25 protein-coding genes are annotated in these 26,670 nt (G+C 72.9%); 12 read left to right on the top strand and 13 right to left on the bottom strand.

What is annotated here, in order from left to right:
- Nucleotides 1-205 precede the first annotated feature (205 nt).
- From AB0412_RS17770 to AB0412_RS17745, 6 genes are all read right to left on the bottom strand, one after another.
- A complete protein-coding gene (locus AB0412_RS17770) occupies nt 206-1,309 on the bottom strand; it encodes a MoxR family ATPase (RefSeq protein ID WP_366403492.1) in 1,104 nt (367 codons plus the stop codon).
- 26 nt (nt 1,310-1,335) lie between these two features.
- Nucleotides 1,336-2,871, bottom strand: coding sequence for a hypothetical protein (locus tag AB0412_RS17765; RefSeq protein ID WP_366403491.1), 1,536 nt, complete (start codon nt 2,869-2,871; stop codon nt 1,336-1,338).
- Complete coding sequence (locus AB0412_RS17760) at nt 2,858-3,802, bottom strand: trypsin-like peptidase domain-containing protein (RefSeq protein WP_366403490.1); 945 nt, start codon at nt 3,800-3,802, stop codon at nt 2,858-2,860. The genes AB0412_RS17765 and AB0412_RS17760 overlap by 14 nt, the downstream gene beginning before the upstream one ends.
- A gap of 90 nt (nt 3,803-3,892) precedes the next feature.
- Nucleotides 3,893-5,815, bottom strand: coding sequence for an HEXXH motif domain-containing protein (locus AB0412_RS17755; RefSeq protein ID WP_366403489.1), 1,923 nt, complete (start codon nt 5,813-5,815; stop codon nt 3,893-3,895).
- Nucleotides 5,816-5,825: 10 nt separating this feature from the next.
- Entirely contained in the window at nt 5,826-6,035 is a 210-nt protein-coding gene (locus AB0412_RS17750; protein WP_260829876.1) for a hypothetical protein, read from the bottom strand.
- A 76-nt stretch (nt 6,036-6,111) separates the two neighbouring features.
- A complete protein-coding gene (locus tag AB0412_RS17745; RefSeq protein ID WP_366403488.1) occupies nt 6,112-7,152 on the bottom strand; it encodes a Ku protein in 1,041 nt (346 codons plus the stop codon).
- 42 nt (nt 7,153-7,194) lie between these two features.
- Between AB0412_RS17745 and ligD the strand changes: the two genes are divergently transcribed.
- Nucleotides 7,195-8,076 (top strand): non-homologous end-joining DNA ligase, encoded by an 882-nt coding sequence (ligD, locus tag AB0412_RS17740; RefSeq protein ID WP_366403487.1) that lies wholly within the window; start codon nt 7,195-7,197, stop codon nt 8,074-8,076.
- Between the two features lie 13 nt (nt 8,077-8,089).
- On the opposite strand, the gene AB0412_RS17735 is transcribed toward ligD, so the two are convergent.
- The gene (locus AB0412_RS17735; RefSeq protein ID WP_366403486.1) at nt 8,090-8,893 is read right to left on the bottom strand and encodes a nuclease-related domain-containing protein; all 804 of its coding nucleotides are present in this window, start codon (nt 8,891-8,893) and stop codon (nt 8,090-8,092) included.
- 96 nt (nt 8,894-8,989) lie between these two features.
- On the opposite strand from AB0412_RS17735, the gene AB0412_RS17730 reads away from it, so the two are divergent.
- The 7 genes from AB0412_RS17730 to AB0412_RS17700 all read left to right on the top strand — a co-directional run bounded on the left by AB0412_RS17730 (nt 8,990) and on the right by AB0412_RS17700 (nt 15,864).
- Nucleotides 8,990-9,496 (top strand): dual specificity protein phosphatase family protein, encoded by a 507-nt coding sequence (locus AB0412_RS17730; RefSeq protein WP_366403485.1) that lies wholly within the window; start codon nt 8,990-8,992, stop codon nt 9,494-9,496.
- Between the two features lie 132 nt (nt 9,497-9,628).
- Nucleotides 9,629-10,390, top strand: a complete 762-nt coding sequence (locus AB0412_RS17725) for a hypothetical protein (protein WP_366403581.1) — start codon at nt 9,629-9,631, stop codon at nt 10,388-10,390.
- Nucleotides 10,387-11,655: an ATP-binding protein gene (locus tag AB0412_RS17720; RefSeq protein WP_366403484.1), complete on the top strand. Its 1,269-nt coding sequence runs from the start codon at nt 10,387-10,389 to the stop codon at nt 11,653-11,655. The genes AB0412_RS17725 and AB0412_RS17720 overlap by 4 nt, the downstream gene beginning before the upstream one ends.
- 115 nt (nt 11,656-11,770) lie before the next feature.
- Nucleotides 11,771-12,439 carry an SH3 domain-containing protein gene (locus AB0412_RS17715; RefSeq protein WP_366403483.1) on the top strand — a complete coding sequence of 223 codons (669 nt, stop codon included), beginning with the start codon at nt 11,771-11,773 and terminating at the stop codon, nt 12,437-12,439.
- A 43-nt stretch (nt 12,440-12,482) separates the two neighbouring features.
- On the top strand, nt 12,483-13,862 hold the full coding sequence (locus AB0412_RS17710; RefSeq protein WP_366403482.1) for an FtsW/RodA/SpoVE family cell cycle protein: 1,380 nt from the start codon (nt 12,483-12,485) through the stop codon (nt 13,860-13,862).
- Nucleotides 13,859-15,316, top strand: coding sequence for a penicillin-binding transpeptidase domain-containing protein (locus tag AB0412_RS17705; protein ID WP_366403481.1), 1,458 nt, complete (start codon nt 13,859-13,861; stop codon nt 15,314-15,316). The genes AB0412_RS17710 and AB0412_RS17705 overlap by 4 nt, the downstream gene beginning before the upstream one ends.
- A 44-nt stretch (nt 15,317-15,360) precedes the next feature.
- A complete protein-coding gene (locus AB0412_RS17700) occupies nt 15,361-15,864 on the top strand; it encodes a DUF3291 domain-containing protein (RefSeq protein WP_366403480.1) in 504 nt (167 codons plus the stop codon).
- Here AB0412_RS17700 and AB0412_RS17695 read toward each other — a convergent pair.
- Nucleotides 15,861-16,967 carry a ferritin-like domain-containing protein gene (locus AB0412_RS17695; RefSeq protein WP_366403479.1) on the bottom strand — a complete coding sequence of 369 codons (1,107 nt, stop codon included), beginning with the start codon at nt 16,965-16,967 and terminating at the stop codon, nt 15,861-15,863. The two genes, AB0412_RS17700 and AB0412_RS17695, sit on opposite strands and share 4 nt — an antisense overlap.
- 140 nt (nt 16,968-17,107) lie before the next feature.
- Here AB0412_RS17695 and AB0412_RS17690 point away from each other — a divergent pair, with 140 nt between their 5' ends.
- The 4 genes from AB0412_RS17690 (at nt 17,108) to AB0412_RS17675 (ending at nt 20,415) form a co-directional block, all read left to right on the top strand.
- Nucleotides 17,108-18,046: a diiron oxygenase gene (locus AB0412_RS17690; RefSeq protein ID WP_366403478.1), complete on the top strand. Its 939-nt coding sequence runs from the start codon at nt 17,108-17,110 to the stop codon at nt 18,044-18,046.
- Nucleotides 18,047-18,172: 126 nt separating this feature from the next.
- Nucleotides 18,173-18,817 carry a helix-turn-helix domain-containing protein gene (locus tag AB0412_RS17685; protein WP_366403477.1) on the top strand — a complete coding sequence of 215 codons (645 nt, stop codon included), beginning with the start codon at nt 18,173-18,175 and terminating at the stop codon, nt 18,815-18,817.
- Between the two features lie 25 nt (nt 18,818-18,842).
- Complete coding sequence (locus AB0412_RS17680) at nt 18,843-19,157, top strand: hypothetical protein (RefSeq protein WP_366403476.1); 315 nt, start codon at nt 18,843-18,845, stop codon at nt 19,155-19,157.
- 103 nt (nt 19,158-19,260) lie between these two features.
- Nucleotides 19,261-20,415, top strand: a complete 1,155-nt coding sequence (locus AB0412_RS17675; protein WP_366403475.1) for an NlpC/P60 family protein — start codon at nt 19,261-19,263, stop codon at nt 20,413-20,415.
- Here the strand turns inward: AB0412_RS17675 and AB0412_RS17670 are convergent.
- Genes AB0412_RS17670 through AB0412_RS17650 form a run of 5 tightly spaced genes read right to left on the bottom strand, consistent with a single transcriptional unit; the run spans nt 20,379 to nt 26,274 of the window.
- Nucleotides 20,379-21,641: a styrene monooxygenase/indole monooxygenase family protein gene (locus AB0412_RS17670; protein ID WP_366403474.1), complete on the bottom strand. Its 1,263-nt coding sequence runs from the start codon at nt 21,639-21,641 to the stop codon at nt 20,379-20,381. The genes AB0412_RS17675 and AB0412_RS17670 overlap by 37 nt on opposite strands.
- 14 nt (nt 21,642-21,655) lie before the next feature.
- Nucleotides 21,656-22,306, bottom strand: coding sequence for an ATP/GTP-binding protein (locus AB0412_RS17665; protein ID WP_366403473.1), 651 nt, complete (start codon nt 22,304-22,306; stop codon nt 21,656-21,658).
- Nucleotides 22,287-22,727, bottom strand: coding sequence for a DUF742 domain-containing protein (locus tag AB0412_RS17660; protein WP_366403472.1), 441 nt, complete (start codon nt 22,725-22,727; stop codon nt 22,287-22,289). Before AB0412_RS17660 ends, AB0412_RS17665 begins: the two co-directional genes overlap by 20 nt.
- Nucleotides 22,724-23,227 (bottom strand): roadblock/LC7 domain-containing protein, encoded by a 504-nt coding sequence (locus AB0412_RS17655; RefSeq protein WP_366403471.1) that lies wholly within the window; start codon nt 23,225-23,227, stop codon nt 22,724-22,726. Before AB0412_RS17655 ends, AB0412_RS17660 begins: the two co-directional genes overlap by 4 nt.
- Complete coding sequence (locus tag AB0412_RS17650) at nt 23,224-26,274, bottom strand: nitrate- and nitrite sensing domain-containing protein (protein WP_366403470.1); 3,051 nt, start codon at nt 26,272-26,274, stop codon at nt 23,224-23,226. The genes AB0412_RS17655 and AB0412_RS17650 overlap by 4 nt, the downstream gene beginning before the upstream one ends.
- Nucleotides 26,275-26,670 lie beyond the last annotated feature (396 nt).

Below are 26,670 nucleotides of genomic sequence, written 5' to 3'. Positions count from 1 at the left end.
TCAGCCGTCCCGGACCGGGATGACGCGGGATCCGTCCGTCGGGGAGCCGTCCGGGTCGTGGGGTCGGAGGGGTCTTGGGCGGCGCGCGACCCGGCACCCCCCATCGGCCGTGGGCCCGGCGTGGCAGCTCCCTCGGGGCGGTGGTCTTCTGCCTCGCCCGGACCGGCGGGCCCGGTGTCCGGGCGCGCGGACGGGTCGGTGGGTGTCATGCGGGGTCCGCGGCGTCGAGGGTCCGCCACAGGGTGTGCAGCAGGCGGTTCCAGGAGGTCTCGTCGGGGCCGGACGGCGCGGTGCGCAGGTACTCGGAGTCGAGGAGCTGGTCGGTGGCCAGGGTGCCGCCGGACAGGGAGCGGGTGAGGAAGTCCCGGATCAGGGTGAGCCGCTCCGCCCCGTCGCCGGTGGCGAAGCGGGCGGCCAGGGAGCCGGCGAGCCGTTCGGCGTCCGGGGCGGGCATCTCCAGGGACAGGCAGTGGCGGAGGAGGCCGGCGGGCAGGACGCGTTCGCCGCCGCACGTGATGACGACGAACGGGAAGGCGCGGCACCTGATCCTGCCGTGGTGGACGGTGTACGTGCCGTCCGGGTCGTCGGTGTGCACCACGACGTCGGGTTCCCGGGAACGCACCCGGGACAGCTCGGGGATGCGGAACTCCCCGTCGGCGACGATGCCCGTCAGCCCGTCGACCAGGTCGAGGTCCGCCTTGTCGAAGTCGTCGATCAGCAGTACCCGGGGTGCCTCGCGCGGGATCAGCGCCGTGCCCAGCGGGCCGAGTTGGAAGAAGTCGCCGAGACCGCCCGCCGCGTCGGTGTCTGCGCTCCGGGACGCGCCGCGTATCGCGGCGTCCTGTAAGCGGCCGATCGCGTCGTAGTCGTACAGGCCCTCGGCGAGAGTGGTGCCGCTGGTGACGCGCCAGTGCAGGACCCGGCCGAGTCCCAGCTCGCGGCTGACGCGGTACGCCAGATTCGACTTGCCGCTGCCCAGGGGGCCGGTGACGATCAGCGGCCGGCGCAGGAACAGCGCCGCGTTGACCATGTCGGCCTCCTGGACGGACACGCGCCGCGCCGTCATGTCGCCCGCTCCCAGCCGCCGGAGCGTCGCGGCCTCGTCCCGCGGCGGTGGTCCCGGGACGACCGGTCCGCCGTCGAAGTCCCGCCAGGGAGGCGGCGGGGGGAGCCGGTCGGTGATCGGCGCCGCCGGGGCCGGTCCCGCAGAGCCGCGGTAGAGCCACCATGCGTGGCCCGTGTGCTGCGCCTCTGGTGCCGTGGCGTGCCCTGCCGTGTGCCCGGACTCGCCGTTGCCCTCCACAGCCACCCCTCCTGCCCTGCCCGGCCCGCCGGTCATGCCCCGGGGCGGGTTTCCCCGTACGTCTCGGCCTTGCTCGAAAGGACCGGTTCCGGGAACTCGGGGAGCCGGTTGGGGTCGTCCCACAGCACGGCGATGCCGGGCCGGAGGCCGTCCGCACGCTCCTCATCGTCCTGGGTCCGCGGCAGGGACCGCAAGCGCACCATCCGGTCGAGGAGTTCACCGGAGGATCCCTCCAGCGTGGCCTCCACCGCGGTGTGGACCTGTTCGGTGAGCGGCCCGGTGTGGCTCCACACCAGCACGGGCAGTCCCGCGTGCAGTCCGACGTGGAGCTCCTCGCGGCCCCGGGGCCGGTCGGGCGGGGCGCCCAGGGTCATCAGCACGACGCTCGGACTCTGCTTGAGCCGCGGGTAGTTCTCTCGTACGTCGCCGACGCAGCGGTAGGCGTGCGGGGCGGCGGTGTCGGCCGCGAGCACGTCCCAGCGTTCGTTCCAGACGCGGTGCAGTTGCAGCGCCTCGATCCGCTCCAGGCTGCGGACGACGACCGGGTAGTCCTGCCAGAACGGGGGGCCGCCGTGTTCGCTGGCCCACAGTGGCTCCTCGCCGAGCACGGAGATCCTGGACCATTCCTCGACCGGTTCGTTCAGCAGGGGCAGCGGCAGGACGAACTCCAGCACGATGCCGCCGCGGTGCCGGCTCAGGCGGGCCTCCTCGCGGTCCACGAGGGCGGCGACATGGCGGCGCACCCGTCCGCGCGGGACGGAGGTGTCGTCGCGCCTGCGCGGCTCCCAGGTGTCGCCGACGTTGGTCCAGCAGGTGACATCGATCCGGTCCGGCGTACTGACCGAGGGGCACAGCCGGATCACCAGATACGCCGCGCGGGTGCCGCCGTCCGCCTGCTGCGCGCCGTCGCCGGAGGCGTGCTCCAGCATGCGCCGGGCGAGCACCGGGTCGCCGGTGACGTCCCGCACCTGCCGGGCGATCCAGTCGCGGACCGGGTCGCCCCGCTCCGGGGACAGGACGGACGCCAGTGCGGTGAGGAACCGCACGGCACGCGGCACGCCGTCGGCGGGCCAGTTGGTGTGCGCCAGCAGTTGGTGGGCCTCCCAGGCGGTGTTGACGCCGGGCGGCAGGGGCCCGAAGTGCGGTCCGGCCGCGGCCCGGTAGACGTCGTCCAGTTCGGGCACGGTGGTGCGGTCGAGCCCGGCGAGCAGGGCGCGCAGGGTGTGCTCGGCGGCGTCCTCGAAGACGGGCAGCGCGACGGTGTGGGCCAGCGAGGCGGCGTGCCGGGACGGCAGGTCGTAGTCGGCCAGGTACTGCACGGCCTCGGTGAGCGCCCGCCAGCCTCGGGGCACGGCGCCGAAGGCCCGCACCATGGTGATGACATGGATCTTCTTCTCGGGCGACTCGGGTACGGAGATCCGCTCCCGGAGCCGCTCCATGGCCTCCGTGACACAGAGCCGCCGGTTGCCGATCTCGTCGAGCACCGACACCTTCATCAACGCGTCCGCCAGGCGTGCGGCCGATTCCGGATCGGGAACCGCACCCGGCGCGTGGTCAGGCGTCGTCACGCAGCCGGTGCGGCCAGGTCTGCCCGGCCAGTCGGATGAAACGCTGCACGGCGCTGGTATCCCCCTCCATGACCCGGACGGCCGCCACCAGGGCCGCCGGGCCCTCCTCGAACTCGCCGCAGCGGCGCACGAGATGGAGGAGCTGGAGCCGCGGCCGACTCTGCCGTGGGACTCCCCAGGCGATCCTGCCGGGCAGGAGGGACAGCACAGCCGCGCCCCCGTCCGACGCTACCGATTCAATTGCCAGCAAGCTTTCCACGAGCGGCCACAACTCGCCCTGCGTTGTGGCTTGTTGGGCGGCGTTGTGTCCAGGAGGAAAATTCCCGGACAGCAGTTCACCAAAACGGGTCGCGTCCAACACGTCGAACGGGATCATCCGGACCGCACCGGCCGTATCCGCGGGCGCCGCGGGTGCGGGGGCGACCACACCGACGACCCGCCCGCGTTCGGTGTCCCATACGCCCGCCCCCACGAACCGCCCCGTCTCCCAGGTGCCTTCGAGTGGCTCCAGGCGCCGAAGACCCTCGCGCGATCCGCCGGCCACCCGCGCCCGGACCCGCGGCGCCGGGCCTGCGCCTGTGCCTGCGTGACCGTAGACCGACACCGTGAACCCGATCCGTCCCCCGCACCGCCCGAGCGGCGCCGGTACGGCGTCGGGCGCCCGCTCCAGGTGCAGCACGGCGAGGGAGTGCCGGGGGCCGGTCGGTGCGAGCCTCGCCGGCACCCCCCAGGTCCGGCCGTCTCCGTGGAACTCCGCCAGCACGACCCCGGCCGGCGCGCGGTCGAGGACGGCGGCGCAGGTCAGCAGGGTGCGTTCGGCCACCAGCACCGCGGCCACGGCGAGCGGCGTACCGGTGGGGTCGAGGATCCGCGCCTGCCAGGCGGGGGCGGCGTACGGCCGGGCGGTGTCCTCGGCGCCCGCTGCTGTCACGGAACTCCCTCCCGCCCACCGCGAGTCGGGCGGACCGTGTGCGGAAGAGTACGGCCGCAGGCGGAGCGACGCCAGGCTGTGCGCGGGTCCTCAGGGCGGCGGCGTGCCGCACACCGCCGGGATCCGGCCGACCCAGTCGCTCAGCGCGCGGACGTCGGGGGGCGCTCCCTCGCCGTCCCGGGCGAGCGTGCGGTGGACCGCGCGGACCACCTCGGGCCGGTGCAGCAGCGCGTGCGCGGCGGTGGACTCGCCGGCGGTCGCGAGGGCGAGGCCGAGGCCCACCCATGCGGACGGGGCGTCGGGGTCGCCGGCGAGGACCTGTGCGTACCCGTGCGCCGCGCCCTCCGCGTCCCCTTCGCACAGCGCGAGATCGGGAGCGGTCAGCGCGGGGGCGCGTCCGGCGGCGTAACTCCCGCCGTGCGCGTGCGCGGAGGCGGCACCGGGCCCGGCGAGGGTGGCGCGCCGGAGTTCGCCCCTCGGGTCGGGCGGTCCGTAGCGGGGGTCGGTGCGCACCTCGGAGGGGACCGCCGGGAGGGTGTGCGGGTCGGTGCCGTGCCGCCACGCGCGGGCCAGCAGGCGTACGCCCTCGGTGTCCGGGTGGGTGTGCCGGGCCCGCCAGACCGCCTTCAGGTCGGCGGCCTCCTGCCGGGCGAGGGCCGCCACGTCCGCGGGGACCGGCTCCGACTCCCAGGCGGCGGCCTGCGTGATCATGGCCGCCACGAACCGCTGCCCCAGGGGGGTCAGCCGGGCGCGGGACTCCAGGGTGCGCAGGGCCTCGGTGACGGCCTGGCTCCACAGCGCGAACTCGAAGTGGGCGAGGCGGGCCGCCGTGCCGTGGAGGGCGTGGCGTTCGACCCGCCAGAAGTCGGCGACGCCCGCGAAGGAGTAGGCGCCGTGCAGCAGTCCGGAGGCGGGCCTGGGGTCACCGCGCCACGGCGCGTACAGCAGCTCGGGTCCGGCGTCCGCGGCCTCGCCCTCGCCTTTGCCGTCGTCCCTGTTCTCGCCGTTCTCGCCCTCGTCATCGTCCGCGCACAGGGGCAGTTGGTGCAGCAGGCCGTTGAGCACGGAGTGGCGTGCCTCGTGGACGAGCGTGGCCGCGAGGTCGCCGGTGTCCTGGTGGAGCGACATCAGGGCGCTGCCGAAGGCCTCGTTGTAGGAGGCGCTGGTCGGGCGGTACCGGGGAGCCTCGGGCAGCGGCACGAGGACGCGCAGGGCGGTGGCGCGCAACGCCGCCGCGTGCGGGTGGCGGCGCAGGAGGGCCGCGTCGGCCGCCTCGAGCATGGACTGCCAGTGGCCGGCCTCGGCGGGGGTGAGAGGCGCCGCGGCCTGGGGGGCGGTCCGGAAGTCGCGGTAGGGGTCGCTGTCGTCGAGGACCAGGGTCCCGTCGGCGACGCGGCGCAGTGGCTGCCAGCCGCCGTCCGCCAGACCCGGGTCGGCGGGGAGGGAGAAGGTCCGGTCCGCCACGGTCAGCCGGGCGGGCCCGGAGGCGGGGATCCGCAGGACGGCCACCTGGTGCCGTCCGGGGCCGGCCGGGTCCTCGGGGAGGGCCATCCGGCCCAGCGTGGGCAGGGGGACGCCGTCGCCGAGCACGGGCAGGTCGATGTCGGTCGCGCAACCGGCGCGCAGGGCCGCCGCCGCGGCGAGGGCGTGCAGATAGCCGAGTTCCTGCCAGAGGGCGCAGGTTCCCTCGTGCTCGCTCTGCGGGGTGCGCAGGCGGTCGAGCATCCGGACCGCCCAGATCCCGAGGCCGGGATGGTCGAGGAGGTCGGTGACCACGTCCGGGTGGTCCCGTTCGACCCGCATGAGGAGGTCCAGCGGGGTGGTGAGCGGGGAGAGGGGTGAGCCCGACCCGGCGCGTGCCGCCTGCGCGGCCTCGACGACCGCGCGGAGCATCAGCATGCGACGGCCGCGCTCCGCGGCCCGCATCCGCCCGGCGGTGGCCGGGGCCATGCGCCCCACGGCGAGGTCGTCCAGATCCGACAGCGGGACGCGATGCCGGGTCGTCGCGGTCATCGCGGGGGCCTCAGTGCCGGTCGGGGGCGCAGTCGACGGCGAGATAGGGGCTTCCGGCGCCGCCGCTCGCGCTCTGCGCCGCGGTCTTCTCGCCCAGATGCCGTACCAGGGAGGACAGCGCGTCCGTGACCGTGGCATCGCGGAGGGCCATCACCTCCCGCAGACCGCAGCGGCTGAGATCGATGAGATCGGTCTCGATCTCGGTCGCGGACGTCGTCACTGCTTCTCCCTGCTTCCAGTGTGTCGGGAGGCAACGTACCGTAATCGGCGCCCACTTCGTGGAGCTGGCGGCCATGTCACGCCGAGCGTTTCCGCGAGGCGGTCTTCTTCGCCGCTGCCGTCTTTTTCTCCGCCGGCTTCTTCGCCGTGCTCTTCGCGGTCGTGCTCTTCGCGGCCGTCTTCTTCGTACTCGTGGACTTCCGCGCGGAGGACGCGGTCTTCTTGGCCGCCGTCTTCTTGGCGGTCGACTTCTTGCCGCCCGTCTCCTTGGGCGCCGCACGCGAGCTCTTGCGCTGCGGCAGGGACTTGATCTCGGCCTCCTCCGCGGGCTCCCCGCGGGACTCGCGGGCCGCGCGGACGCTGTTCTCCAGCGCGGCCATCAGGTCCAGGACCTTGCCGCCGCGCTCGGGCTCGGGCAGCTCCGGCGGGGTCTCGCCGGCGGCCTTGGCGGCGATGACCTCCTCCAGGGCCTCACGGTACTCGTCGTGCAGGTCCTCCAGGTCGACCTCGCCGAGGGTGTCCATCAGGGCGTCCGCGAGATCGAGTTCCTTGTCGCGGACGGTCACGCTGGTGTCGGGGGCGACGCCCTCGGGCGCGCGCACCTCGTCCGGCCAGAGCAGGCCGTGCATCGCGATGGCGTCGCCGACCACCCGCAGCATGCCGAGGCGCTCGCGGCCCCGCAGCGCGAACTTCGCGATGGCTACCTTGTTGCTGCGTTTGAGGGCCTCGCGCAGCAGCGTGTACGGCTTGGCGGCCGGTGCGCCGCTGGCCGCCAGGTAGTACGCGGCGTCCATCTGGAGCGGGTCGATCCGGTCGCCCGGCACGAAGGCGACGATCTCGATCGTCTTGGCGGTGGGGATCGGCAGGTGGGACAGGTCCTCGTCGGTGATCGGGATGATCGAGCCGTCCGCGTCCTCGTACCCCTTGCCGATCTCCTGGCTGGTGACCTCGCGGTCCTCCAGTTCACAGAACTTGCGATAGCGGATCCGGCCGCCGTCCTCGGTGTGGATCTGGCGGAAGGAGATCGAGTGGCTCTCGGTGGCGTTGACGAGCTTGATCGGGATGCTGACCAGGCCGAACGAGATCGCGCCGTTCCAGATGGACCTCACGTGCCGCACCTTTCCGACCGTTTGTCATGGTTTGCGTGAGATTCTCATCGTATGGCGCCTATCACTGAGGTGGAGGGGCGACGGCTCCCGCTCAGCAATCTTCAGAAGGTGCTGTATCCCGCCACCGGATTCACCAAGGCGGAGGTACTGCACTACTACGCGACCGTGGCGGAGGTGCTGCTGCCCCACCTGCGGGACCGGGCGGTGTCCTTCCTGCGGTATCCGGACGGGCCCGACGGGCAGGTGTTCTTCACCAAGAACGTGCCGCCGGGTACGCCCGAGTGGGTCATCACCGCCGAGGTGCCCAGGTCGGAGGGGCCGTCGCGGATGGTGCTGGTGCAGGATCTGCCGAGCCTGATGTGGGCGGCGAACCTCGTGACCGAGTTCCACACGCACCAGTGGCTGGTCGGGGACCCCGGGCAGGCCGACCGGATCGTCTTCGACCTGGATCCCGGTCCGCCCGCGACGATCGTGCACTGCTGCGAGGTCGCGCTGTGGCTGCGGGAGCGGCTGGCCGAGGACGGCATCGAGGCGTACGCCAAGACGTCCGGGTCGAAGGGGCTGCATCTGCTGGCGTCGGTGCGCGGCGCCTCGTCCGAGCGGGTGTCGGACTACGCCAAGGGGCTGGCCGTGGAGGCGGAGAAGGCGATGCCCCGGCTGGTGCTGCACCGGATGACGCGCAGTCTCAGGCCGGGGAAGGTCTTCGTCGACTGGAGCCAGAACGCCGCCCGGAAGACGACGGCGACCCCGTACACCCTGCGCGCCCGGGCCGAGCCGCTGGTGTCGGCGCCGGTGACCTGGGAGGAGGTCGAGGAGTGCCGGTCACCGGACCGGCTGGCCTTCACGGCCCCCGACATCGGCCCACGCCTTCAGGACTACGGCGACCTGCTGGCGCCGCTGCTGGATCCGGGGCACGCGGGTGCGCTGCCGTGAACACAGCCGGGTGTCACACCCGCGACCACGTGTTCCGGTCGCGGGCCATCGCGTGGAGGGCCTCCACGTCGGCCGGCTTGAGCACCCCGCCCTGCCCGGTCAGCCCCGCCACGTCGGCGTCCGTCAGGACCCGCACCTCGCGCGGCGGGGCCGGGACGCTCACCTGGGAGGCGCCGACCAGGACCAGCACCGGGCGGACCTCGGCGGTCAGGGCGTAGGAGGCGCGGTCGGCGCCGGCCCGGACGCGGCGCAGCAGCGGCGCCGGCGCGCGGCGGCCGAGCGCGACGTGGGGGTCGGTGACCGTCACCCGCTGTCTGTGGGCGTACAGGCTGTGGACGGCGTACAGGCCGCCGGGGCCGATCAGCAGATGGTGGATGCGGTCGCCGCCGGGGAGCGGGATCGAGTGCAGGGTGCGCCAGCCGGCTCCGTCCGTGCGGTCCAGGGCCTCGCCCACCGTGAGCTCCGCGGTGAGCGCCCTGCGGCGCGGGTCGGGGCGCAGCAGGCGGGCCGTGCCGGGATCGCGGTCGAGGGCGATCAGCAGCGCCTCGCCGGGGCGGTTGGGGGCGAGATCGTCGTCGGGGTGCAGGGACAGGCGCGCGAGCTCGGCGGGGGTGGGAACCGGGGGCGGGCCGACCGAGACCGGGCCGGTGAGGAAGGGGCTCAGTGCCTGGAGCACCTCCTCCTCGTGGTCCTGGCCGAGCAGATGGACGCGGGCCGTCTCACGGTCGTACCAGGCGAGGTTCCTGCCGTCCGGGTGGCAGACGTACAGCCGTTCCCGGCCGCCGTGCCAGGTCGGTATGACGCGCAGTCCGTTCATGCACCATCACCCCAGTCCATGGGAACAGGCGGGGTGCTGTGCGGGCAAGAACCCGGCTACCTTGGGAAGGAGTTGGGGGATCGTGGGGAGGCGCCGTTGCGTACCCGCAGGGAACGACCCGACGTACCGGCTCCGGACCGTCCGTGGGACGAGATCGTGCCTGGTCTGTGGATGGGCGGGCACGAGTTCACCGGCCGGTCCGGGCGACTGGAGTTCGCGGTGGTGCGGCAGGAGTTCGATCTCGTCCAGACGCTGCTGCGGCTGCCCGGATACGGGCCGGACCCGGAGGTCGAGCACCAGGTGTGGCCGATCCCGGACGGGCCGCTGGACGGGACGCAGCTCGCCGGCGTGATACGGCTCGCGGAGGCGGCGTGCGAGGCGCTGGAGCGCGGCCGTACGGTCCTCGTGCGCTGTTACCACGGGTACAACCGCTCGGGCCTGGTCGTCGCGCACGCCCTGATGCGCCGGGGTGAGTCCGCGGAGGCGGCGATCCGCCTGATCCGCTCCCGCCGCTCCTCCTGGGCCCTGCACAACGACCTGTTCGTCGACTACCTGCGGACGGGCCTGCCCACGGCACGGCTGCTGGAGGACCTGACGGAGTAGGCACGGGCACCGCCGCCGCGGCTCCCTCGTGGGCGTCACCCGGGACTGTGGCGCGGCGCACGCGCGCATAGGGTGTGCGCACACCCAGGTGGTCCCAGAACGTTCAGGAGTCCCGTGCCCCCGAGCCGCCGCATGCGCGTCCTCCGCTGCGCCGCCGTCGCCGTCCTGGCGCTGTCGGCGGTCGTCGGCTGCGGTGACAGCGGCGGGCTGCGCGGTGCCGGGGCGACACCGACCGCGATCAGTCCCGCCCGGCTGTGGCCCGAGCTGACGCCGGCGTCGAGTCCGGCGTACGACCTGGGCGAGGTGGACACCGAGGTGGTCAAGGGCGTCGCCGTCCCCGGCGACGACATCCGCGCGGTGGATCCGGTCGCGGTGGTGCGTGCCGAGATCGCCGCGCATCCCGACGACTACCGGGGCGACAAGGCCCCCTACCGGGACACCGTCCGTGCGATGGCCGAGTGCGGCGAGCGCTTCCGCAGCCGCCACCGGCCCGGGTGCCCGCTGCTCGAGCCGTACTACCGCGACCTGACCGGCGACGGGCGGGTCGATCTCACGCTGGGCTTCCGGCTGCTGCCGGAGAAGCTGACCGGCGTCCGCGTCTACACCGTGGACAAGCACCGGCTGGTGCAGGTCATGGCGTACGACGACGCCCTGAGCGGGGTCGAGCTGACCGGGCGGTCGGTGATCATCCGCTCGCCGTCCGAGGTCGCCGGGTACGAGTACCGGCTGCAGTGGACCTGGGACCCCGATCAGCGGGCGATGCTGCTGACGCACGACGAGATGCTGCCGACCGGCCGCAAACGGCCGCCGAGTCGGCGCCCGGACACCGCCACGCCCACGTCCTCGCACTCGCCCTCGCCCTCCTCGTCCTCCTCGTCGGCGGACACCCCGTGAGGCTCCCGCTGCCCCGCTGGACCGGCCCGCTCGCCGTGAAGGCCGCCGTGTTCATCACCGTGATGTGCTGCGCGCTCGCCGCGCTGCTCGGTGTGCTGGTGCACGTGCAGGTGACCGATCAGACCGTCGGCCAGGCGCGGGAGTCCGCGCTGCGGCGGCTGACGGAGGCGACCGAGGCGTACGAGGCCGGGGACGCGCCGCGCGGCGGGGCCGCGGTGGATCCGCGGGGGCTGCCCGAGGAGCTGCGCGAGCTGGCCGTCTCCGGGCGGCGCGGCACGATGCTGGCGCACCACGAGGGCCGGCCGACGATGTGGGCGGCGGGCCCGGTGGACGGTGAGCGGGCGCTCGCCGTCCGGGTCGACTACTCCCAGGGCGAGCGCACCATCGACGGGCTCGACCGGGCGATCGTGCTGTCCTCGGCCCTGGCGATCGGGGCCACGCTGCTGGTGGGCGCCTTCGCGGTGACCCGGGTGACGCGACGGCTGCACACCACCGCCCGGGTGGCCCGGCGGATCAGCGCGGGCGATCTCGACGCGCGGGTGGACGACCCGCGCGCCCGGGACCGGACGCGTCCGCAGGACGAGGTGGCCGCGGTCGCCGCCGCGCTGGACTCGATGGCGGCCTCCTTGCAGGGCAAGCTGCTCGCCGAGCAGCGGTTCACCGCGGACGTGGCGCACGAGCTGCGCACCCCGCTGACCGGGCTGCACGCGGCGGCCGAGCTGCTGCCGCCGGGCCGGCCGACCGAGCTGGTGCGGGACCGGGTGGCGGCGCTGCGCACGCTCACCGAGGACCTGCTGGAGATCTCCCGGCTGGACGCCCGGCGCGAGCGGCTGGACCTGGACACCGAGCAGCTCGGGGCGCTGGCCCTGCGCGTGGTGCGGGCCTCGGGGACGGACACGGAGGTCCGGGTCGTGCGGGACGCCGCCGTGGAGACCGACCGGCGGCGGCTGGAGCGGGTGCTCGGCAATCTGGTGGCCAATGCGCACCGGCACGGGCGGGCGCCGGTGACGCTGACGGTCGACGGGCCGGTGGTCACCGTGCGGGACCACGGGGACGGCTTCCCGGAGTACCTCCTGGCGCACGGGCCGCAGCGGTTCCGCACGGAGAGCGGGACGAAGGGGCACGGGCTCGGGCTGACGATCGCGTTGGGCCAGGCGGAGGTCCTCGGCGCGAGGCTGGACTTCGCGAACGCGCCCGACGGCGGCGCCGTGACCACGCTGACGCTCCCTCAAGCCGGCGACGCAACCGCCGACGGTGTGATCTGACGGCTTCTCCGATGGCGCAGTAAGGCGGGCGGTTCTCCCCGGGGCGCTCCTAGTGTGACGACATGTGGCGACAAGTCACCTTCGACACGTTCGTCCCTCATATGGAGGTACTGCCATGTCCCTGCGTTCTCCTCTGACCCGCCGTCTGCCCATAGCGCTCGCCGCAGGTGCTCTCGCCGTAGCGGCCGCCATCACCCCCGCCGTCGCGAGCGACGAAGGGGACGACGGCGGCGGCGAGAGCTGGAGCCAGCAGAGCGGCGGCGCCGGTGACACCGGCGGCGGCTACGACCAAGGCTCCGGACAGGGGTCCGGCCAGGGATCCGACCAGGGGTCCGGACAGGACTCCGGCCAGGGGTCCGACCAGCACGGCGGAAACCAGCAGGGTGGAAACCAGCAAGGCGGCAACCAGCAAGGCGGCAACCAGCAAGGCGGCAACCAGCAGGGCGGCAACGGCGACTGGAGCCAGCAGGGTGGTGGCAACGGCAACGCGAACAACCAGGGCGGCGGCAACGGCGATTACAACCAGGCCGGCGGCAACCACGGCGACCAGGGCCAGTACAAGGGCCGGGTCACGGCCGACCGGCTGGCGCTGCGCACCGCCCCGGATCGGGGTGCGAAGGTCATCCGCTACGCCCACCGGGGCGAGGTCGTCTCGATCTTCTGCAAGGTCCCGGGCGACAAGGTGGACGGCAACCCGCTCTGGTACCTGCTCACGGACGGCACCTGGGCCTGGGGTCCCGCCCGCTACATCGACAACATCGGTCCCGCGCCACGCTGGTGCTGACCGGCGAAGCACACGAGACACGGCATTTGGGTAGGTTCCGGACATGAGCAAGGCCGGAATCACCCTGGCGACCGCGGATCCGCCCGCGCCCCCCGTCCGTCTCCCCCGGCGCCGTGGCATCGAACTGGCCCTGATCCTGCTGGCCGTCCTGCTGTCGGTCTACGGCTACTGCGCGGTCGGCCTCGCCAGGAACGGCTCCGTCCCGCCCGGCGCCGCCGGTTACGGCGCCGGGCTCGGCGTGCTCGCGCTGGTCGCGCATCTGGCGGTGCGCTTCAGGGCCCCCTGGGCCGATCCCCTGCTGCTGCCCATCGCCGTGCTGCTCAACGGCCTCGGCCTGGTGCTGATCTACCGGCTGGACCTCGAGACGCCGTACGACCGGGCGGCCCCCACCCAGCTGGTGTGGTCGACGCTGGGCGTGGCGCTGTTCATCGGGGTGATCCTGGTACTGCGCGACCACCGGGTGCTCCAGAGCTGCACCCGCCTGTGTGTCGCCGCCGCGCTGATCCTGCTCACCGTGCCGATCCTCTTCCCCGCGGTGAACGGGGCCCGCATCTGGATCAGGGTCGCCGGATTCTCCATCCAGCCCGGCGAGTTCGCGAAGGTGCTGCTCGCGGTGTTCTTCGCCGCGTACCTGGCCGCGAACCGCACCGCGCTGACCTACTCCGGGCGCCGTGTCTGGGGCCTGCAACTGCCCACCGGCCGGGTGCTGGGCCCGATCCTCGCCGTGTGGCTGGTGAGCGTGGGCGTGCTCGTCCTGGAGCGGGACCTCGGCACCTCGCTGCTGTTCTTCGGCCTGTTCGTCGTCCTGCTGTACGTGGCGACCGGCCGCACCGGCTGGATCGCCGTCGGCCTGCTGCTGGCCTCGCTGGGGGCGGTGGCCGTGGGCCGGCTGGAGCCGCATGTGCACGGCAGGATCGAGACCTGGCTGCACCCCTTCGCCTCGATCGAGGCCGGTGAGGGACCCGATCAGCTCGCGCAGTCGCTGTTCGCCTTCGCGGAGGGCGGGCTGCTCGGCACCGGACTCGGGCTCGGGCACTCGGTGCTCATCGGCTTCGCCGTCAAGTCGGACTTCATCCTCGCCACCGCCGGCGAGGAACTGGGCCTGGCCGGACTCTGCGCGATCTTCCTGCTGTACGGGCTGCTGGTGGACCGCGGCTACCGGGCGGGCCTCGCCCTGCGCGACCCGTTCGGGCGGCTGCTCGCCGTGGGGCTGTCCTCGATCGTGGCGCTCCAGGTGTTCGTGATCGCGGGCGGGGTGACCGGCCTGATCCCGCTGACCGGCATGGCGATGCCGTTCCTGGCGCAGGGCGGCTCCTCGGTGGTCACCAACTGGGCGATCGTGGCGCTGCTGGTCCGGCTGAGCCACTCGGCGCGGCGCCAGGCGGACGCGCACGGCCGGGCCGGCGGAGGTGAGCGCCCATGACGCGGTACATCCGGCGCGCTGCCCTGTTCTGCGCCCTGCTGCTGGTCGCCCTGCTGGTGAACGCCGCGCGGGTGCAGCTCGTGCGGGCCGAGGCCTACCAGGACAACCCCGCCGACCGCCGCGACACCATCGCCCGCTACCACCAGCCGCGCGGCGACATCCTCGTCGCCGGCCGCCCGGTCACCGGCTCGCGCGACACCGGGGAGCATCTGCGCTACGAACGGACCTACAGCGACGGGCCGTTGTACGCGCCGGTGACCGGTTTCGCCTCACAGGAGTACGGGACGTCGCTGCTGGAGCACACGGAGGACGCCCTGCTGTCGGGCACGGACCCGATGCTGGCCCCGCTGCCGCTGTGGAACGAGTTCACCCGCTCCCGCAACGCGGGCGGTGACGTGGAGACGACGATCCACCCGGCGGCCCAGCGGGCGGCGTTCGAGGGGCTGCGCTCACGCAAGGGCGCGGTCGCGGCGGTGGAGCCCTCGACCGGGCGGATCCTGGCGCTGGTGTCGCTGCCGTCGTACGACCCCGAACTGCTGTCCGGGAACGGGGAGACGGCACGGGACGCCTGGGCGCGGCTGAACGCCGACCCGGACAGGCCGATGCTGAACCGGGCGGTGCGGCAGACGTATCCGCCGGGTTCGACGTTCAAGGTGGTCACCGCGGCGGCGGCGCTGGACGCGGGCGTGGTCACCGACCTCGACAAGCCGACGGACTCCCCCGACCCGTACGTCCTGCCGGGGACGACGACCCGGCTGACCAACGGGGCCCGGGGCTGCGAGGACGCCTCGCTGCGGGAGGCGTTCACCTTCTCCTGCAACACGGTGTTCGCCAAGCTCGGCGTGCGGACGGGCGTGGCGGACATGACGTCCACGGCGCATGCCTTCGGTTTCAACGACGTGGACCTGCGGATGCCGTTCCCGGTGGCGCGCAGCACCTTCGACACCACGGTGGACCGGGCGCAGCTCGCGCTGGCCTCGATCGGGCAGTACAACACGCGGGCGACCCCGCTGCAGATGGCGATGGTCGCGGCGGCCGTGGCGGGCGGCGGGCAGGTGCGGGAGCCGTATCTGGTGGAGCGCACCACCCGGGCGAACGGCGGCACGGTGTCCGCGTCCGGTTCGCGCCCGGTCCGGCGGGCCATGCACCCGTCGACGGCGATGCGGATGCAGGAGCTGATGCGGGGCGTGGTGGAGAAGGGCACCGGAGCCCGGGCCGCGATCCGCGGTGCCGTGGTCGGCGGCAAGACCGGCACCGCCCAGCACGGTCTCGGCAATTCCGGTACGCCGTACGCCTGGTTCGTCGGCTGGGCGCAGGGCGAGAGCGACATGCAGCCGAGGGTGGCGGTGGCGGTGGTGGTGGAGGACGCCGCGGGGAACCGGCGGGAGATCAGCGGCGGCGGCACGGCGGCGCCGATCGCCCGGTCGGTGATGCAGGCGCTGCTCGATCCCTGAGACGGGGGTACCGGTATCCGGGCCGCCGGACCTACCGTCCGGTCATGACTGACGCCGCCTTCGAACTCGCCCAGGTCAACATCGCCCGCCTCAAGGCCCCGCTGGACTCCCCGCAGTTGAAGGACTTCGTCGACGGTCTCGACCCCGTCAACGCCGACGCCGACGCGGCCCCCGGTTTCGTGTGGCGGCTGCAGAGCGAGTCCGGCGACGCCACCGACGTGCCCGTGTTCGGCGACGACTGGCTGATCATCAACATGTCGGTGTGGAGGGACATCGACGCGCTGACCACGTTCATGTACCAGGGCCGGCACCGCGAGCTGCTCGCCCGCCGGCGCGAGTTCTTCGAGCGGGTGCAGGAGGCGATGGCCACCCTGTGGTGGGTCCCGGCCGGCCACCGGCCCACGGTCGCCGAGGCGGAGTCCCGCCTGCTGCACCTGCGCACCAACGGCCCGACGGCGTACGCCTTCACCCTGCGGACGTCCTTCCCGCCGGGGGCCTTGACGCCCGTGCCCGGCCAGGTGCCGGAGGGGCTCGGCTGCTCGGTCTAGCGGCCGCCACCGGCTTCGATCGCCGCCTCGACCTCCGCTGCCCGTGCGCGTTCCTCGGCCGCGAACCGCTCCGCGTCCAGCTTCTCGGCCGTCTCCTCGTCCTGGTGCATCAGCAGATCGAGGCTGGCGTCCCCCAGCTCCAGGACGCCCATGTCGACATAGGCCCGCTGGAGGCGTTCGCCCCACAGGCCGATGTCCTTGACGCAGGGGACGATGCGGCTGAAGAGGAGCTTGCGGAACAGGGCGAGGAACTCGGAGCGCTCGCTGTACTCCTCGGCCTCGGCCTTCGGGACGCCGAAGTTCTCCAGGACCTCGACCCCGCGCAGCCGGTCCCGCATGAGGTAGCAGCCCTCGATGACGAACTCCTCGCGCTCGCGCAGTTCGGCGTCGCTGAGCTGCCGGTAGTAGTCGCGCAGGGCCATGCGCCCGAAGGCGACGTGGCGGGCCTCGTCCTGCATGACGTAGGCGAGGATCTGCTTCGGCAGCGGCTTGTCGGTGGTGTCCCGGATCATGCCGAAGGCGGCGAGCGCCAGGCCCTCGATCAGCACCTGCATGCCCAGGTACGGCATGTCCCAGCGGGAGTCGCGCAGGGTGTCCCCGAGCAGGGACTGGAGGTTGTCGTTGATCGGGTACAGCAGCCCGATCTTCTCGTGCAGGAAGCGGCCGTAGATCTCGGCGTGCCGGGCCTCGTCCATCACCTGCGTCGCCGAGTAGAACTTGGCGTCCAGGTCGGGCACGGACTCCACGATCCGCGCGGCGCAGACCATCGCGCCCTGCTCGCCGTGCAGGAACTGGCTGAACTGCCAGGAGGCGTAGTGCCGGCGCAGCTCTCCCCGGCCCTTGTCGCCGAGCTTGGCCCAGTGCTTGGTGCCGTACAGGCTCATCGCCTCGTCGGGCGTGCCGAGCGGGTCGAACGGATCGACCTCCAGGTCCCAGTCGATCCGCGTCTGCCCGTCCCACTGCTTGTCCTTGCCCTTCTGGTAGAGGGCGAGGAGGCGGTCACGTCCCTGGTCGTACTCCCAGCTGAAGCGCGCCGCACCGGTGGCCGGCACCTGCCAGTGGGAATCACCCGGATCGCTGGCGTAGCGGTCGAAACTCGGCATGCTTCGCAGGCTCACACGGAGTAGACGCGGGGTCAACAAGTCGTGCGCGAGGGATTGACGGGCTTGCTGACGGGCAGTCTCATAAGACGAGTGAGTCACCCCGGGTAACCCCTGATCCCGTACGACGAGGTGGGACAGTCATGACGACCCTGACGGATGCCGACGCGCTCGACGGCCTGCGCGACGCACTCGGTCTGCTCAAGGACCGGGAGCAGGTGGCCCAGCGGCTCCTCGACTCGTCCGCCAAGCACTCGTTCGACCCGGACAAGGAGCTGGACTGGGACGCGCCCTTCGAGGAGGGCAAGTGGTTCTGGCCGCCCGAGCTGGTCTCGCTGTACGGCACCCCGATGTGGAAGCGGATGAGCGAGGAGCAGCGCATCCTGCTCTCCCAGCACGAGGCGGCGGCGCTCGCCTCGCTCGGCATCTGGTTCGAGCTGATCCTGATGCAGCTGCTGGTCCGGCACATCTACGACAAGGCGGCGACGAGCGCGCACGTGCGCTACGCGCTCACCGAGATCGAGGACGAGTGCCGGCACTCGAAGATGTTCGCGCGGGTGATCACCCGCGGGGACACCCCCTGGTACCCGGTGAGCCCGGTCCACCACAACCTCGGCCGCCTGTTCAAGACGATCTCCACCACCCCGGGCTCCTTCACCGCCACGCTGCTCGGCGAGGAGGTGCTGGACTGGATGCAGCGGCTCACCTTCCCCGACGAGCGGGTCCAGCCGCTGATCCGGGGCGTCACCCGCATCCATGTGGTGGAGGAGGCCCGTCACGTCCGCTACGCCCGTGAGGAACTGCGCCGCCAGATGGTGACCGCCCCGAGGTGGTCCCAGGAGTTCACGCGGCTCACCTCCGGCGAATTCGCCCGCGTCTTCTCCGTGGCCTTCGTCAACCCCGAGGTCTACACGAACGTCGGCCTGGACAAACGCGAGGCGATGGCCCAGGTCAAGGCGAGCGCCCACCGCCGCGAGGTCATGCAGACGGGAGCGAAACGCCTGACGGACTTCCTGGACGACATTGGGGTCCTGCGCGGAGTGGGCCGGCGCCTGTGGAGGTCGTCGGGCCTCTTGGCCTAGGGCACGCTGACCGACCGAGGGGCGCGGGGCTGTGTCGATATGCGGCTCCGCCGCGTGGGCGCGACCAGCCCCCACCGACCCGCAGTCGAAGGAGACCTCACCCCCCACGGCGATTACCCTGCCCTCATGACCGCCGCCCCCGCCTACCGGCGACTCAGCGTCGAGGAACGCCGCAGCCAGCTCCTCACCGCCGCGCTGTCCCTCTTCGCCCACCACGCCCCCGAGGAGATCTCCCTGGACGACGTGGCAGAAGCGGCCGGAGTGTCCCGCCCCCTGGTCTACCGGTACTTCCCCGGCGGCAAACAGCAGCTCTACGAGGCCGCCCTCCGCTCCGCCGCCGACGAACTCCAGCACTGCTTCGACGAGCCGCACGAGGGCCCCCTGCTCCCCCGCCTCTCCCGCGCCCTCGACCGCTACCTCGCCTTCGTCGACCAGCACGACACCGGCTTCAGCGCGCTGCTCCAGGGCGGCAGCGTCGTCGAGACGTCCCGTACGACCGCGATCGTCGACGGGGTGCGCCGGGCCGCCGCCGAGCACATCCTCAGCCATCTCGGGGTCCCCGACCCCGGGCCCCGGCTGCGGATGACCATCCGCATGTGGATCACGGCCGTCGAGGCGGCCTCCCTGATCTGGCTCGACGAGGACAAGCAGCCGCCCGCGGACGAGCTGCGGGACTGGCTCGTGGAGCAGTTCGTCGCCGTCCTGGAGGTCACCGCCCGCCGTGACGCCCAGACGGAGACGCTGTTCCGGGCGCTGGCCGCGGATCTCTGAGCCGCGGGAACGGGACACTGGTGCCGTGAAGAGCGAAGACACCCCCTTCGAGGGCGGGCCCATGGACGGCCGGGTCCTGCCCGTGCTCCTGGGCATCACCGGGCACCCGCCCAAGACGTACCGCATCCCCGTTCCGGCGCCCGACGGCGGACCGCCCACGGTGCTGGTCTACGTACGGACCCCGCGGGGACACGCCGGGCGGACCGGGCTGTCCCGGGGGTGGAAGTACGTGTACGCCCCCGAGGGCGTGCCGCCGAGCCGGCTGAGGTGGCCGTGGTCGCGGCCCGCCGCCGATCCAGACGCCACGCCGAAGGGCAAGCCGGACGACGCGGACGGGTGACCGGGTTGCGCCGAACCGCGCACACTCGGCGAGCGGGACACGACAGGCCGTCTGATGCTCGCGATGCGGAGCGGAGGGGCCGCCCCGCATCGGAGGTGACGTCGTGTCAGGAATGCTTCTGCGTCTGGTGTGTACGGCGGCGGTGGCGGCCGGGACCGTCCTCGCACCCGTGCCCGCGGCGGCCGCGCCCGAGCCGCCCGCACCCGGTGAGCGGTCCGTCGCCGAGCTGCTGACGGACCTTCAGAAGCTGTACCGGGAGGCGGAGAAGGCCACCGAGACCTACAACGCGACCGAAGAGCGGCTGAAGAAGCAGCGCGCCCTGACCCGGCGGCTGGAGATCGCCCTCGCCCGCACCCGGCTCTCCCTGCACGACAGCCGGGGCGCGGCCGGGCGGCTGGCCCGGCAGCAGTACCAGAGCCGCAGCGACCTCTCCCCCTATCTGCGGCTGCTGCTCGCACGCGATCCGCAGGGCGCGCTCGACCAGGGCCAGGTGATCGGGCAGCTGGCGCGGCAGCGGGCCCGGGCGGTGGGCCGGCTGACCGGTGACGAGAAGAAGGCCACCGCGCTGGCCCGCCGGGCGCGCAAGGCCCTCGACGCGCAGCTCGCCCTCGCCGAGCGGCGCAAGAAGCAGCGCGACGAGGTGCGCGAGCGGCTGCACGAGGTGGAGGAACTGCTCGCCTCCCTCAGCGCCGAGGAACTGACCGCGCTGGCCGAACTGGAGCGCACCGAGGTCGCCGAGGAGCAGCAGAAGCTGGTCGCCTCCGGCGCGCTGCCCGCCGCGGGCGCACCGTCCGCGCCCTCCGCGGCGGGCGACCGGGCGGTGCGCTATGCCGTCGAGCAGGTCGGGAAGCCGTACGAGTGGGGCGCGGAGGGCCCGAGGACGTACGACTGCTCGGGCCTGACGTCCCAGGCCTGGGACGCGGCCGGGACCCCCATCCCCCGCACCAGCCAGGAGCAGTGGGCCCGGCTGAAGCGGATCCCCCTGAAGCAACTGCGCCCGGGGGACCTGGTGCTGTACTTCCCCGAGGCCACGCATGTCGCCCTCTACCTCGGCGACGGCATGGTGGTCCAGGCACCCCGTCCGGGCGCGAGGATCAAGGTCTCCCCCATCGCCGCCAACCCCGTCCTGGGCGCCGTACGCCCCGACCCGGCCGGGAAGCCCCTGCGGCACTACGAGCCGCCGGAGCTCCCCGAGGGGGCGACGGAGGGGTCGGACCTGGGCTACGCGCCCGCGGCGCCCGAGACCTCCATCAGGTAGGCCTCGGTCTTCCTCGGGTCGTAGAAGAAGTTCTCGAAGTCCGCCGGGTTGTTGAAGCCGTTGGCGAAGCGGTCGGCGACCGGCTGGAGCTGGCCCGCGGCGCCGATGAGGTTCAGGATGTGCTCCGGCGGCGGGGCGAGCATGGCGTTGGTCCACTTGGTGACGTGCTGGGCCGTCTCCCAGTAGCGGTCGAAGGTCCGCTGCATCCACTCCTCGTCGAACGGCTTGTCGCCGTGCTCCAGGATCGACGCCAGGTAGGAGGCGGCGCACTTGGACGCCGAGTTGGAGCCCTGGCCGGTGATCGGGTCGTTGGCGACGACCACGTCGGCGACGCCGAGGACCAGTCCGCCGCCGGGCAGGCGCCCGATGGGGTTGCGGACGGTGGGGGCGTAGCGGCCGGCGAGGGTGCCGCCCGCGTCGGTCAGTTCGACCTTGGTGGCCCGCGCGTACTCCCAGGGGAGGTACTTCTCCATGAGTTCCAGGGTCAGGGAGAGGTGCTCCGCCGGGTCCTTGACGTCCTTGAAGACGTCCAGCGGGCCGCCGGGTATGCCCTCCCAGAACAGGATGTCGGCGCGGCCGGAGGTGGTGAACGTCGGCATGATGAACATCTCGCCGACCCCGGGGACCAGATTGCAGCGGACCGCCTCGGTGTCCGGGTGCTCCGGGCGCGGGCCGAGGCCGTGCACGTAGGCGACGGCGAGGGCGCGCTGCGGCTCGCTGTACGGGGAGCGCTCGGGGTCCCGGGCGAACATCTGCACCAGCTCGCCCTTGCCCGCCGAGACAAGCACCAGGTCGTAGGTGCGGGAGAAGTAGTCGAGGTCGCCGACCGCCGCGCCGTGGATGACCAGCTGGCCGCCGCGCTGGGCGAAGGTCTCCATCCAGCCGGCCATCTTCACCCGCTGGTCGACGGACTGGGCGAACCCGTCGAGGTGGCCCAGCCAGTCGATGGCCCGCTGCGTCTGACCCTGCTCCCAGGAGCCGGGGGCCGCGACCGAGACGCCGAGTCCTTCGATCTTCGGGGCCTGGGACTCCCAGAAGTTCAGCTGGAGATCGCGCTCGTGCTGGAGGGCCGTGTGGAACATGCACTGCGTCGACATCACCCTGCCGGTGCGGATCTCGTCCGCGGTCCGGTTGGACATCAGGGTGACCTCGTACCCGTGCGACTGGAGGCCGAGGGCGAGCTGGAGGCCGGACTGGCCGGCTCCGACGACGAGTATCTTCCGCATGCGTTGGGTGTCTCCTACTCGGGGGTTTCGTCGAGCGCGTGGCCCACGAGGGACAGAAGGGTCTCGATGACCGAGATCCGGCGGCGCGCATCCATGATCATGACAGGTATGTGCGCGGGGATCGTCAACGCCTCCCGCACGTCCTCCGGTTCGAACAGCTCGCTGCCGTCGAAGTGGTTGACGGCGACGACGTACGGCAGTCCGCAGCTCTCGAAGTAGTCGAGCGCCGGGAAGCAGTCCTTCAGACGCCGGGTGTCGGCCATGACGACGGCGCCGATCGCGCCGCGCACCAGGTCGTCCCACATGAACCAGAACCGCTGCTGACCGGGGGTGCCGAAGAGGTAGAGCACCAGGTCGTCGTCGAGCGTGATGCGGCCGAAGTCCATGGCCACGGTGGTGGTGAGCTTCTCCGGCGTGGCGGTGAGGTCGTCGGTGTCCTCGCTCGCCTGGGTCATCAGCGCCTCTGTCTGCAGGGGCGTGATCTCCGAGACGGCGGTGACGAGCGTGGTCTTGCCGACGCCGAAGCCGCCCGCCACCACGATCTTCGTGGCGATCGGCGCGCGGGTGCGGTCCGTCTGCCAGGGCTGCATCGGCTCGTCGGGCTCGGCGACGAGCGGGGAGACGCCTCGCGGGGCGTCGGAGACGTCAGAGACGGCGGAGTCCACTGAGCACCCTTTCCAGCAGAGCGCGGTCCGGACGGCCCGTGCCGTGGCCGGTTCCGGTGCCGTACACACGGATCTTTCCCTGGTCCGCGAGGTCGCTGAGCAGCACGCGGACCACGCCGAGCGGCATCTTCAGCAGCGCGGCGATCTCGGCCACCGTACGCATGCGGCGGCACAGTTCGACGATGGCCCGCATCTCCGGCATGATCACCGACTTCAGCGAACCGTTCGTCAGCTCAGGGCGCTCCTCGGCGGCGTCCAGCGCGGCGGTGCCCGCCGGGGCGACCGTGGCTCCGACGAACGTCTCGACCAGCAGGACGTGCCCGAAGCGGGTACGGCCGCCGGTGAGCGAGTACGGGCGCACCCGGGCGGGTTTGCGGTCGGCGCCGCGGACGGGGAGGTGTTTCCTGGACGTGCTGCTCATCGGGGACTCCCGGTGGACTCGTTCTCCAGGGACTTGCGCAGCTCGCTGCGGAGTTCGGGGGTGAGGACGTGGCCGGCGCGGCCCACGAACAGGGCCATGTGGTAGGCCACGACGCTCATGTCGCAGTCCGCGGAGCCGTGCACGCCGAGCAGCGAGCCGTCGCTGATCGACATCACGAACAGGCTGCCCTCGTCCATCGCGACCATGGTGTGCTTGACCGGCCCGTAGTCCATCAGCTTGGCGGCGCCGACGGTGAGGCTGCCGATGCCGGAGACGATGGTGGCCAGGTCGGCGGCGGAGCCGCGGGGGCCGGGGCGGTGCCGGGCGCGGGCCTCACGGGCCTCGGTGATGCGGTCGGCGTCGGAGGAGAGGAGCAGCAGGCCGTCGGAGGAGACCACCGCGACGGAGAGGATGCCGGGCACCTCCTCGACCAGGTTGGTCAGCAGCCAGTGCAGATTGCGGGCCTCACTGCTCAGTCCGAAGGTACTGGGCGCGGTCAACTGCTTGCCTCCTCGACGGTGCCCCCCGTGGCTTCTTCGGATGTGCCTGGTGCGGATGTGGTCTGTGCCGGGCGCTGGTGGCGGCCCGTCTGCTCGGCGATCTCCGCCTCGACGTCCTTCCGCCCGGCCTCCGCACCCTGCCGGAACCCGCCGAGCCGGCGGCGCAGCGCCTCGGCGTCCACGCTCCCGGTGCGCGGCCGCGGCACGGCGGCAGGCGCGGTGATCTTCGGCGTCCGCTTGGGCAGTCCCTTGGCGGTGACGGCTTCTTCCTCGGCGGGCCCGTCGGCCACGCGTGCGTGCTCGTCCTCGGGACCGTCGGACACGGGCCGCGTCGGCAGCCCGGGCCGCGCGGCGTCGCCGGGGGCGGTCCAGGTGCCGGTGGTGGACTCGGTCCCGGCACCGGGCGCCCGCTCACCGGACGGTTCCGCCGGTGCGTCGGGGGCGGTCCAGGTGCCGGTGCCGGTGTGAGTGCCGGCGGTGGGTTCGGCGTCCTCGACGGCTGCCGGACGTCCGGTGTCCGGGGCGTGCGCGTCCTCGGTCTGTTCGGCGGCCGCGTCCTGCACGGACGGCAGCAGCAGCTCCATGGTGGTCTCGGCGGGCCGCTCGTCCGCGCCGTCCGTGGGGTCCGTGACGGACTCGCTCGGCGCACTCCCGGCGGTGCTCCCCGCAGGCTCGCCACCGGGCTCCCCGGTCCGGTCGCCCCCTGTGCCGTCGGTGTCCTGCGCATGCACTCCCGCACGGCTGTCCGCGGGCTCCGTGCCGCCCTCGCCCGCCTCCTGCCGTTCCTGCCGTTCCTCCGACTCCCGGCGACGCACCGCCTTCTCCGCCAGCGCGACCAGGCGGTCGCCCTTCTCCGCGCGGCCGTGGAGGACGTTGGAGTTGGCCTCGGCGTCGGCGCCGGGGAGGGTGAAGGTGTGGGCGGTGCCGGAGACGGGGCCGGAAGCGGGGACCGCGGCGGCCGTACCGTCGGCGAGCAGCGGCTTGGGCAGGACCACGACCGCGGCCACACCCCCCTGCTTCTGCGCCCGCAGCTGCACCCGCACCCCGTGCCGCTGAGCGAGCCGGGCCACGACGTACAGGCCGAGGCCGAGACCGTCCTCGCCCTCCGCGTCGTACCCGGCCTCCGGGTCGAAGTCGGACAGCCGTGCGTTGAGCCGCTCCAGCCGCTCGGCGGTCATGCCGATGCCCTCGTCCTGCACGGAGAGCATGACCTCGCCGTTCTCCAGCAGCCAGCCGGACACCTCGACGGGCAGGTCGGGCGGCGAGAAGGACGTGGCGTTCTCCAGCAGCTCGGCCAGCAGATGGGACAGGTCGTCCGCCGCGAACCCGGCGATGTGCGCGTGCGGCGGCAGCGCCGCGATCCGGACCCGCTCGTAGCGTTCGATCTCGCTGACCGCGGCCCGGGCGACGTCCACCAGCGGAACGGGACCCGCGGTGTGCTGGACGTGCTCGGCACCGGCGAGGACGAGGAGGTTCTCGCTGTGCCGGCGCATCACCGTGGCGAAGTGGTCGAGCTTGAAGAGGGTGGCGAGGCGGTCCGGGTCCTGCTCGCGCTCCTCCAGCCCCTCGATGACGGCGAGCTGGCGTTCCACCAGGCCGAGCGTGCGCAGCGCCAGATTGACGAACGTGCCGCCGATGCTGGTGCGCATCCGCTCCAGCTGCGCGGTGGACTCGGCGAGCTGGGTGCGCAGTTCCTCGCGGGCGTCGGCCATCTTCTGCCGCTGGCCCACGAGATGCTTGCGGTCGGCCTCCAGGGTGGCGATCCGCTCGGCCAGCCCGGCGGCGTGCGCGTGCAGGGCGTTCACGGAGCGGACGACCTGCGCGAACTCGTCGTTGCGGCCGGTGAAGGTGACCGGCTCCTGCGTCGCCGGGTCCTCCGCCTCGGCGAGACGTGCGGAACCACGGCGCAGCACCGACAGCGGGCGGGTCAGGGTCCGCGCCATCGCCGTGGCGATGCCGACGGCCAGCAGCATCAGCGCGCCGAGGACCGCGATGCGGATCTCCAGCGCGGTGACGTCGTCGTCCCGGAGCTGCGCGAGGTCCTTGCTGCGCTGCTCGAACAGCGCCGACTCCACCCCGCGCATCATGTCGATGCGCGCGGTCAGCGCGGCCTTCAGCTTCTCGGCGCTGGTGCCGAGCTCGTCGTCGGAGAGGGCCGGGGCGTCGGTGAGCCTCGCCAGGTACTTCTCGGCGGAGTCGACCTCGGGCCCGGTCACGGTGGAGTCGTACGAGGTCCGGGCGGCCTCGGGCGCGGTGTCGCGGAAGTCGGCGAGGGCCGCGTCGGAGCGCAGCCGGGCCTGGAGGGCGGCGGCGGTGAGCGCGTCGCGCCGCTTGGTGTCGGCGGAGGAGGAGCCGGTGGACGTGGACGGCAGCCCGGTGACCGGGTCGATCACGGTCTCGGTGGTGCGCGGCACGCTGAGCGCGGCGAGCAGCAGCCCGCGGGTCGCGGCGGCCTGCTGGACGGCCGAGTCCAGTTCGGCGAGCGCGTACGCGCCGGAGCCCGCGCGGGGCGGCGTCCGCTCCGCGAGCCGCTCGGCGAGCCGGTGCAGTTCGTTGATCGCGGCCGAGTACGCCTGGTGCGCCTCGAGCGCGCTGTTCTTGCCGGTGAGCGCCGCCCGGCGGACGGCCGCGATGGCGTCGAGGTCGTCGCGCAGCTCGTCGGAGGTGTCGGTGCCGGCGCGCAGCTCCTCGACCTGCCGGTCGACGCGGGCGCTGTGCTCCTCGGACGGCGCCTTGGACTTGGGGCGGCCCGCGGCGATGAAGGAGGTCACCTCGTCCCGCTCGTCGGCGAGGGAGTGCGCGAGGGTGAGGGCGTCCTGGGTCTGCTCGGAGAGCGTCACCAGGTCCTGGGCGTCACTGAGTTGACCGGAGGCCGTGAGCAGGGACGGGGTGCCCGCGCCGGCGATCGCTGCGGCCACCACGGCGACGGCCACGATGAGCCGGTTGCGCACACGGGTGGGACGGCCCCTGCCGACGGTGGGCGTCTGCTCCGTGTCCCCCGCGGGGGGCGTCTGCTTGCCTGTGCGACGAGGCCGCGTCTTCTGCACCGGTGCTCGCATTCCTGACTCGTGTACCCGTGGGCCCGGGTGACGCTCCGTCAACGGGCGCGGACGCCTTCCCGAGCCGTCGACCGTGCTCGGGCCGCGAGGCGCCCCCATCGCTCCCCGACCCTCCCAGTGCCAGTGGGCAGTGGATGCGCATCACCTGACCCGCCACTCGAAGGAGTGAACATCGGACGTGAGTTGGGGAGCAAGTTCCGCTGTCCTGTGCAGCGGCCTTGCGCGGCACGCCGGTTGGACGTCCGCGGCGGGCGGTGGCAGGATTCGCCGCCACGTCTTCCCGGAGCACTGCATTCCGCCCCAAATCCGGCGCCTGACCTGCGCGGCGGCGAGGATTTGGCGACCATTGCCAGCCTCTTGCGATCCTTGTGAAGGGGTCGTGCA

The sequence above is a fragment of the Streptomyces sp. NPDC052012 genome (genome assembly GCF_040689265.1).
Taxonomy (GTDB): domain Bacteria; phylum Actinomycetota; class Actinomycetes; order Streptomycetales; family Streptomycetaceae; genus Streptomyces.
Note: the sequence above shows the minus strand (reverse complement) of the source record. Positions and strands in the feature narration are given on the sequence as shown.

What these genes read in the sequence shown, in the direction of transcription:
- AB0412_RS17725 (WP_366403581.1), top strand. Translation starts at nt 9,629, where the DNA reads ATGCGCGTCCTCCGCTGCGCCGCCGTCGCCGTCCTGGCGCTGTCGGCG.
- AB0412_RS17710 (WP_366403482.1), top strand. Translation starts at nt 12,483, where the DNA reads ATGAGCAAGGCCGGAATCACCCTGGCGACCGCGGATCCGCCCGCGCCC.
- AB0412_RS17700 (WP_366403480.1), top strand. Translation starts at nt 15,361, where the DNA reads ATGACTGACGCCGCCTTCGAACTCGCCCAGGTCAACATCGCCCGCCTC.
- AB0412_RS17660 (WP_366403472.1), bottom strand. Translation starts at nt 22,727, where the DNA reads ATGAGCAGCACGTCCAGGAAACACCTCCCCGTCCGCGGCGCCGACCGC.
- AB0412_RS17690 (WP_366403478.1), top strand. Translation starts at nt 17,108, where the DNA reads ATGACGACCCTGACGGATGCCGACGCGCTCGACGGCCTGCGCGACGCA.
- AB0412_RS17735 (WP_366403486.1), bottom strand. Translation starts at nt 8,893, where the DNA reads ATGAACGGACTGCGCGTCATACCGACCTGGCACGGCGGCCGGGAACGG.
- AB0412_RS17695 (WP_366403479.1), bottom strand. Translation starts at nt 16,967, where the DNA reads ATGCCGAGTTTCGACCGCTACGCCAGCGATCCGGGTGATTCCCACTGG.
- AB0412_RS17755 (WP_366403489.1), bottom strand. Translation starts at nt 5,815, where the DNA reads ATGACCGCGACGACCCGGCATCGCGTCCCGCTGTCGGATCTGGACGAC.
- AB0412_RS17670 (WP_366403474.1), bottom strand. Translation starts at nt 21,641, where the DNA reads ATGCGGAAGATACTCGTCGTCGGAGCCGGCCAGTCCGGCCTCCAGCTC.
- AB0412_RS17685 (WP_366403477.1), top strand. Translation starts at nt 18,173, where the DNA reads ATGACCGCCGCCCCCGCCTACCGGCGACTCAGCGTCGAGGAACGCCGC.
- AB0412_RS17715 (WP_366403483.1), top strand. Translation starts at nt 11,771, where the DNA reads ATGTCCCTGCGTTCTCCTCTGACCCGCCGTCTGCCCATAGCGCTCGCC.
- AB0412_RS17705 (WP_366403481.1), top strand. Translation starts at nt 13,859, where the DNA reads ATGACGCGGTACATCCGGCGCGCTGCCCTGTTCTGCGCCCTGCTGCTG.
- ligD (WP_366403487.1), top strand. Translation starts at nt 7,195, where the DNA reads ATGGCGCCTATCACTGAGGTGGAGGGGCGACGGCTCCCGCTCAGCAAT.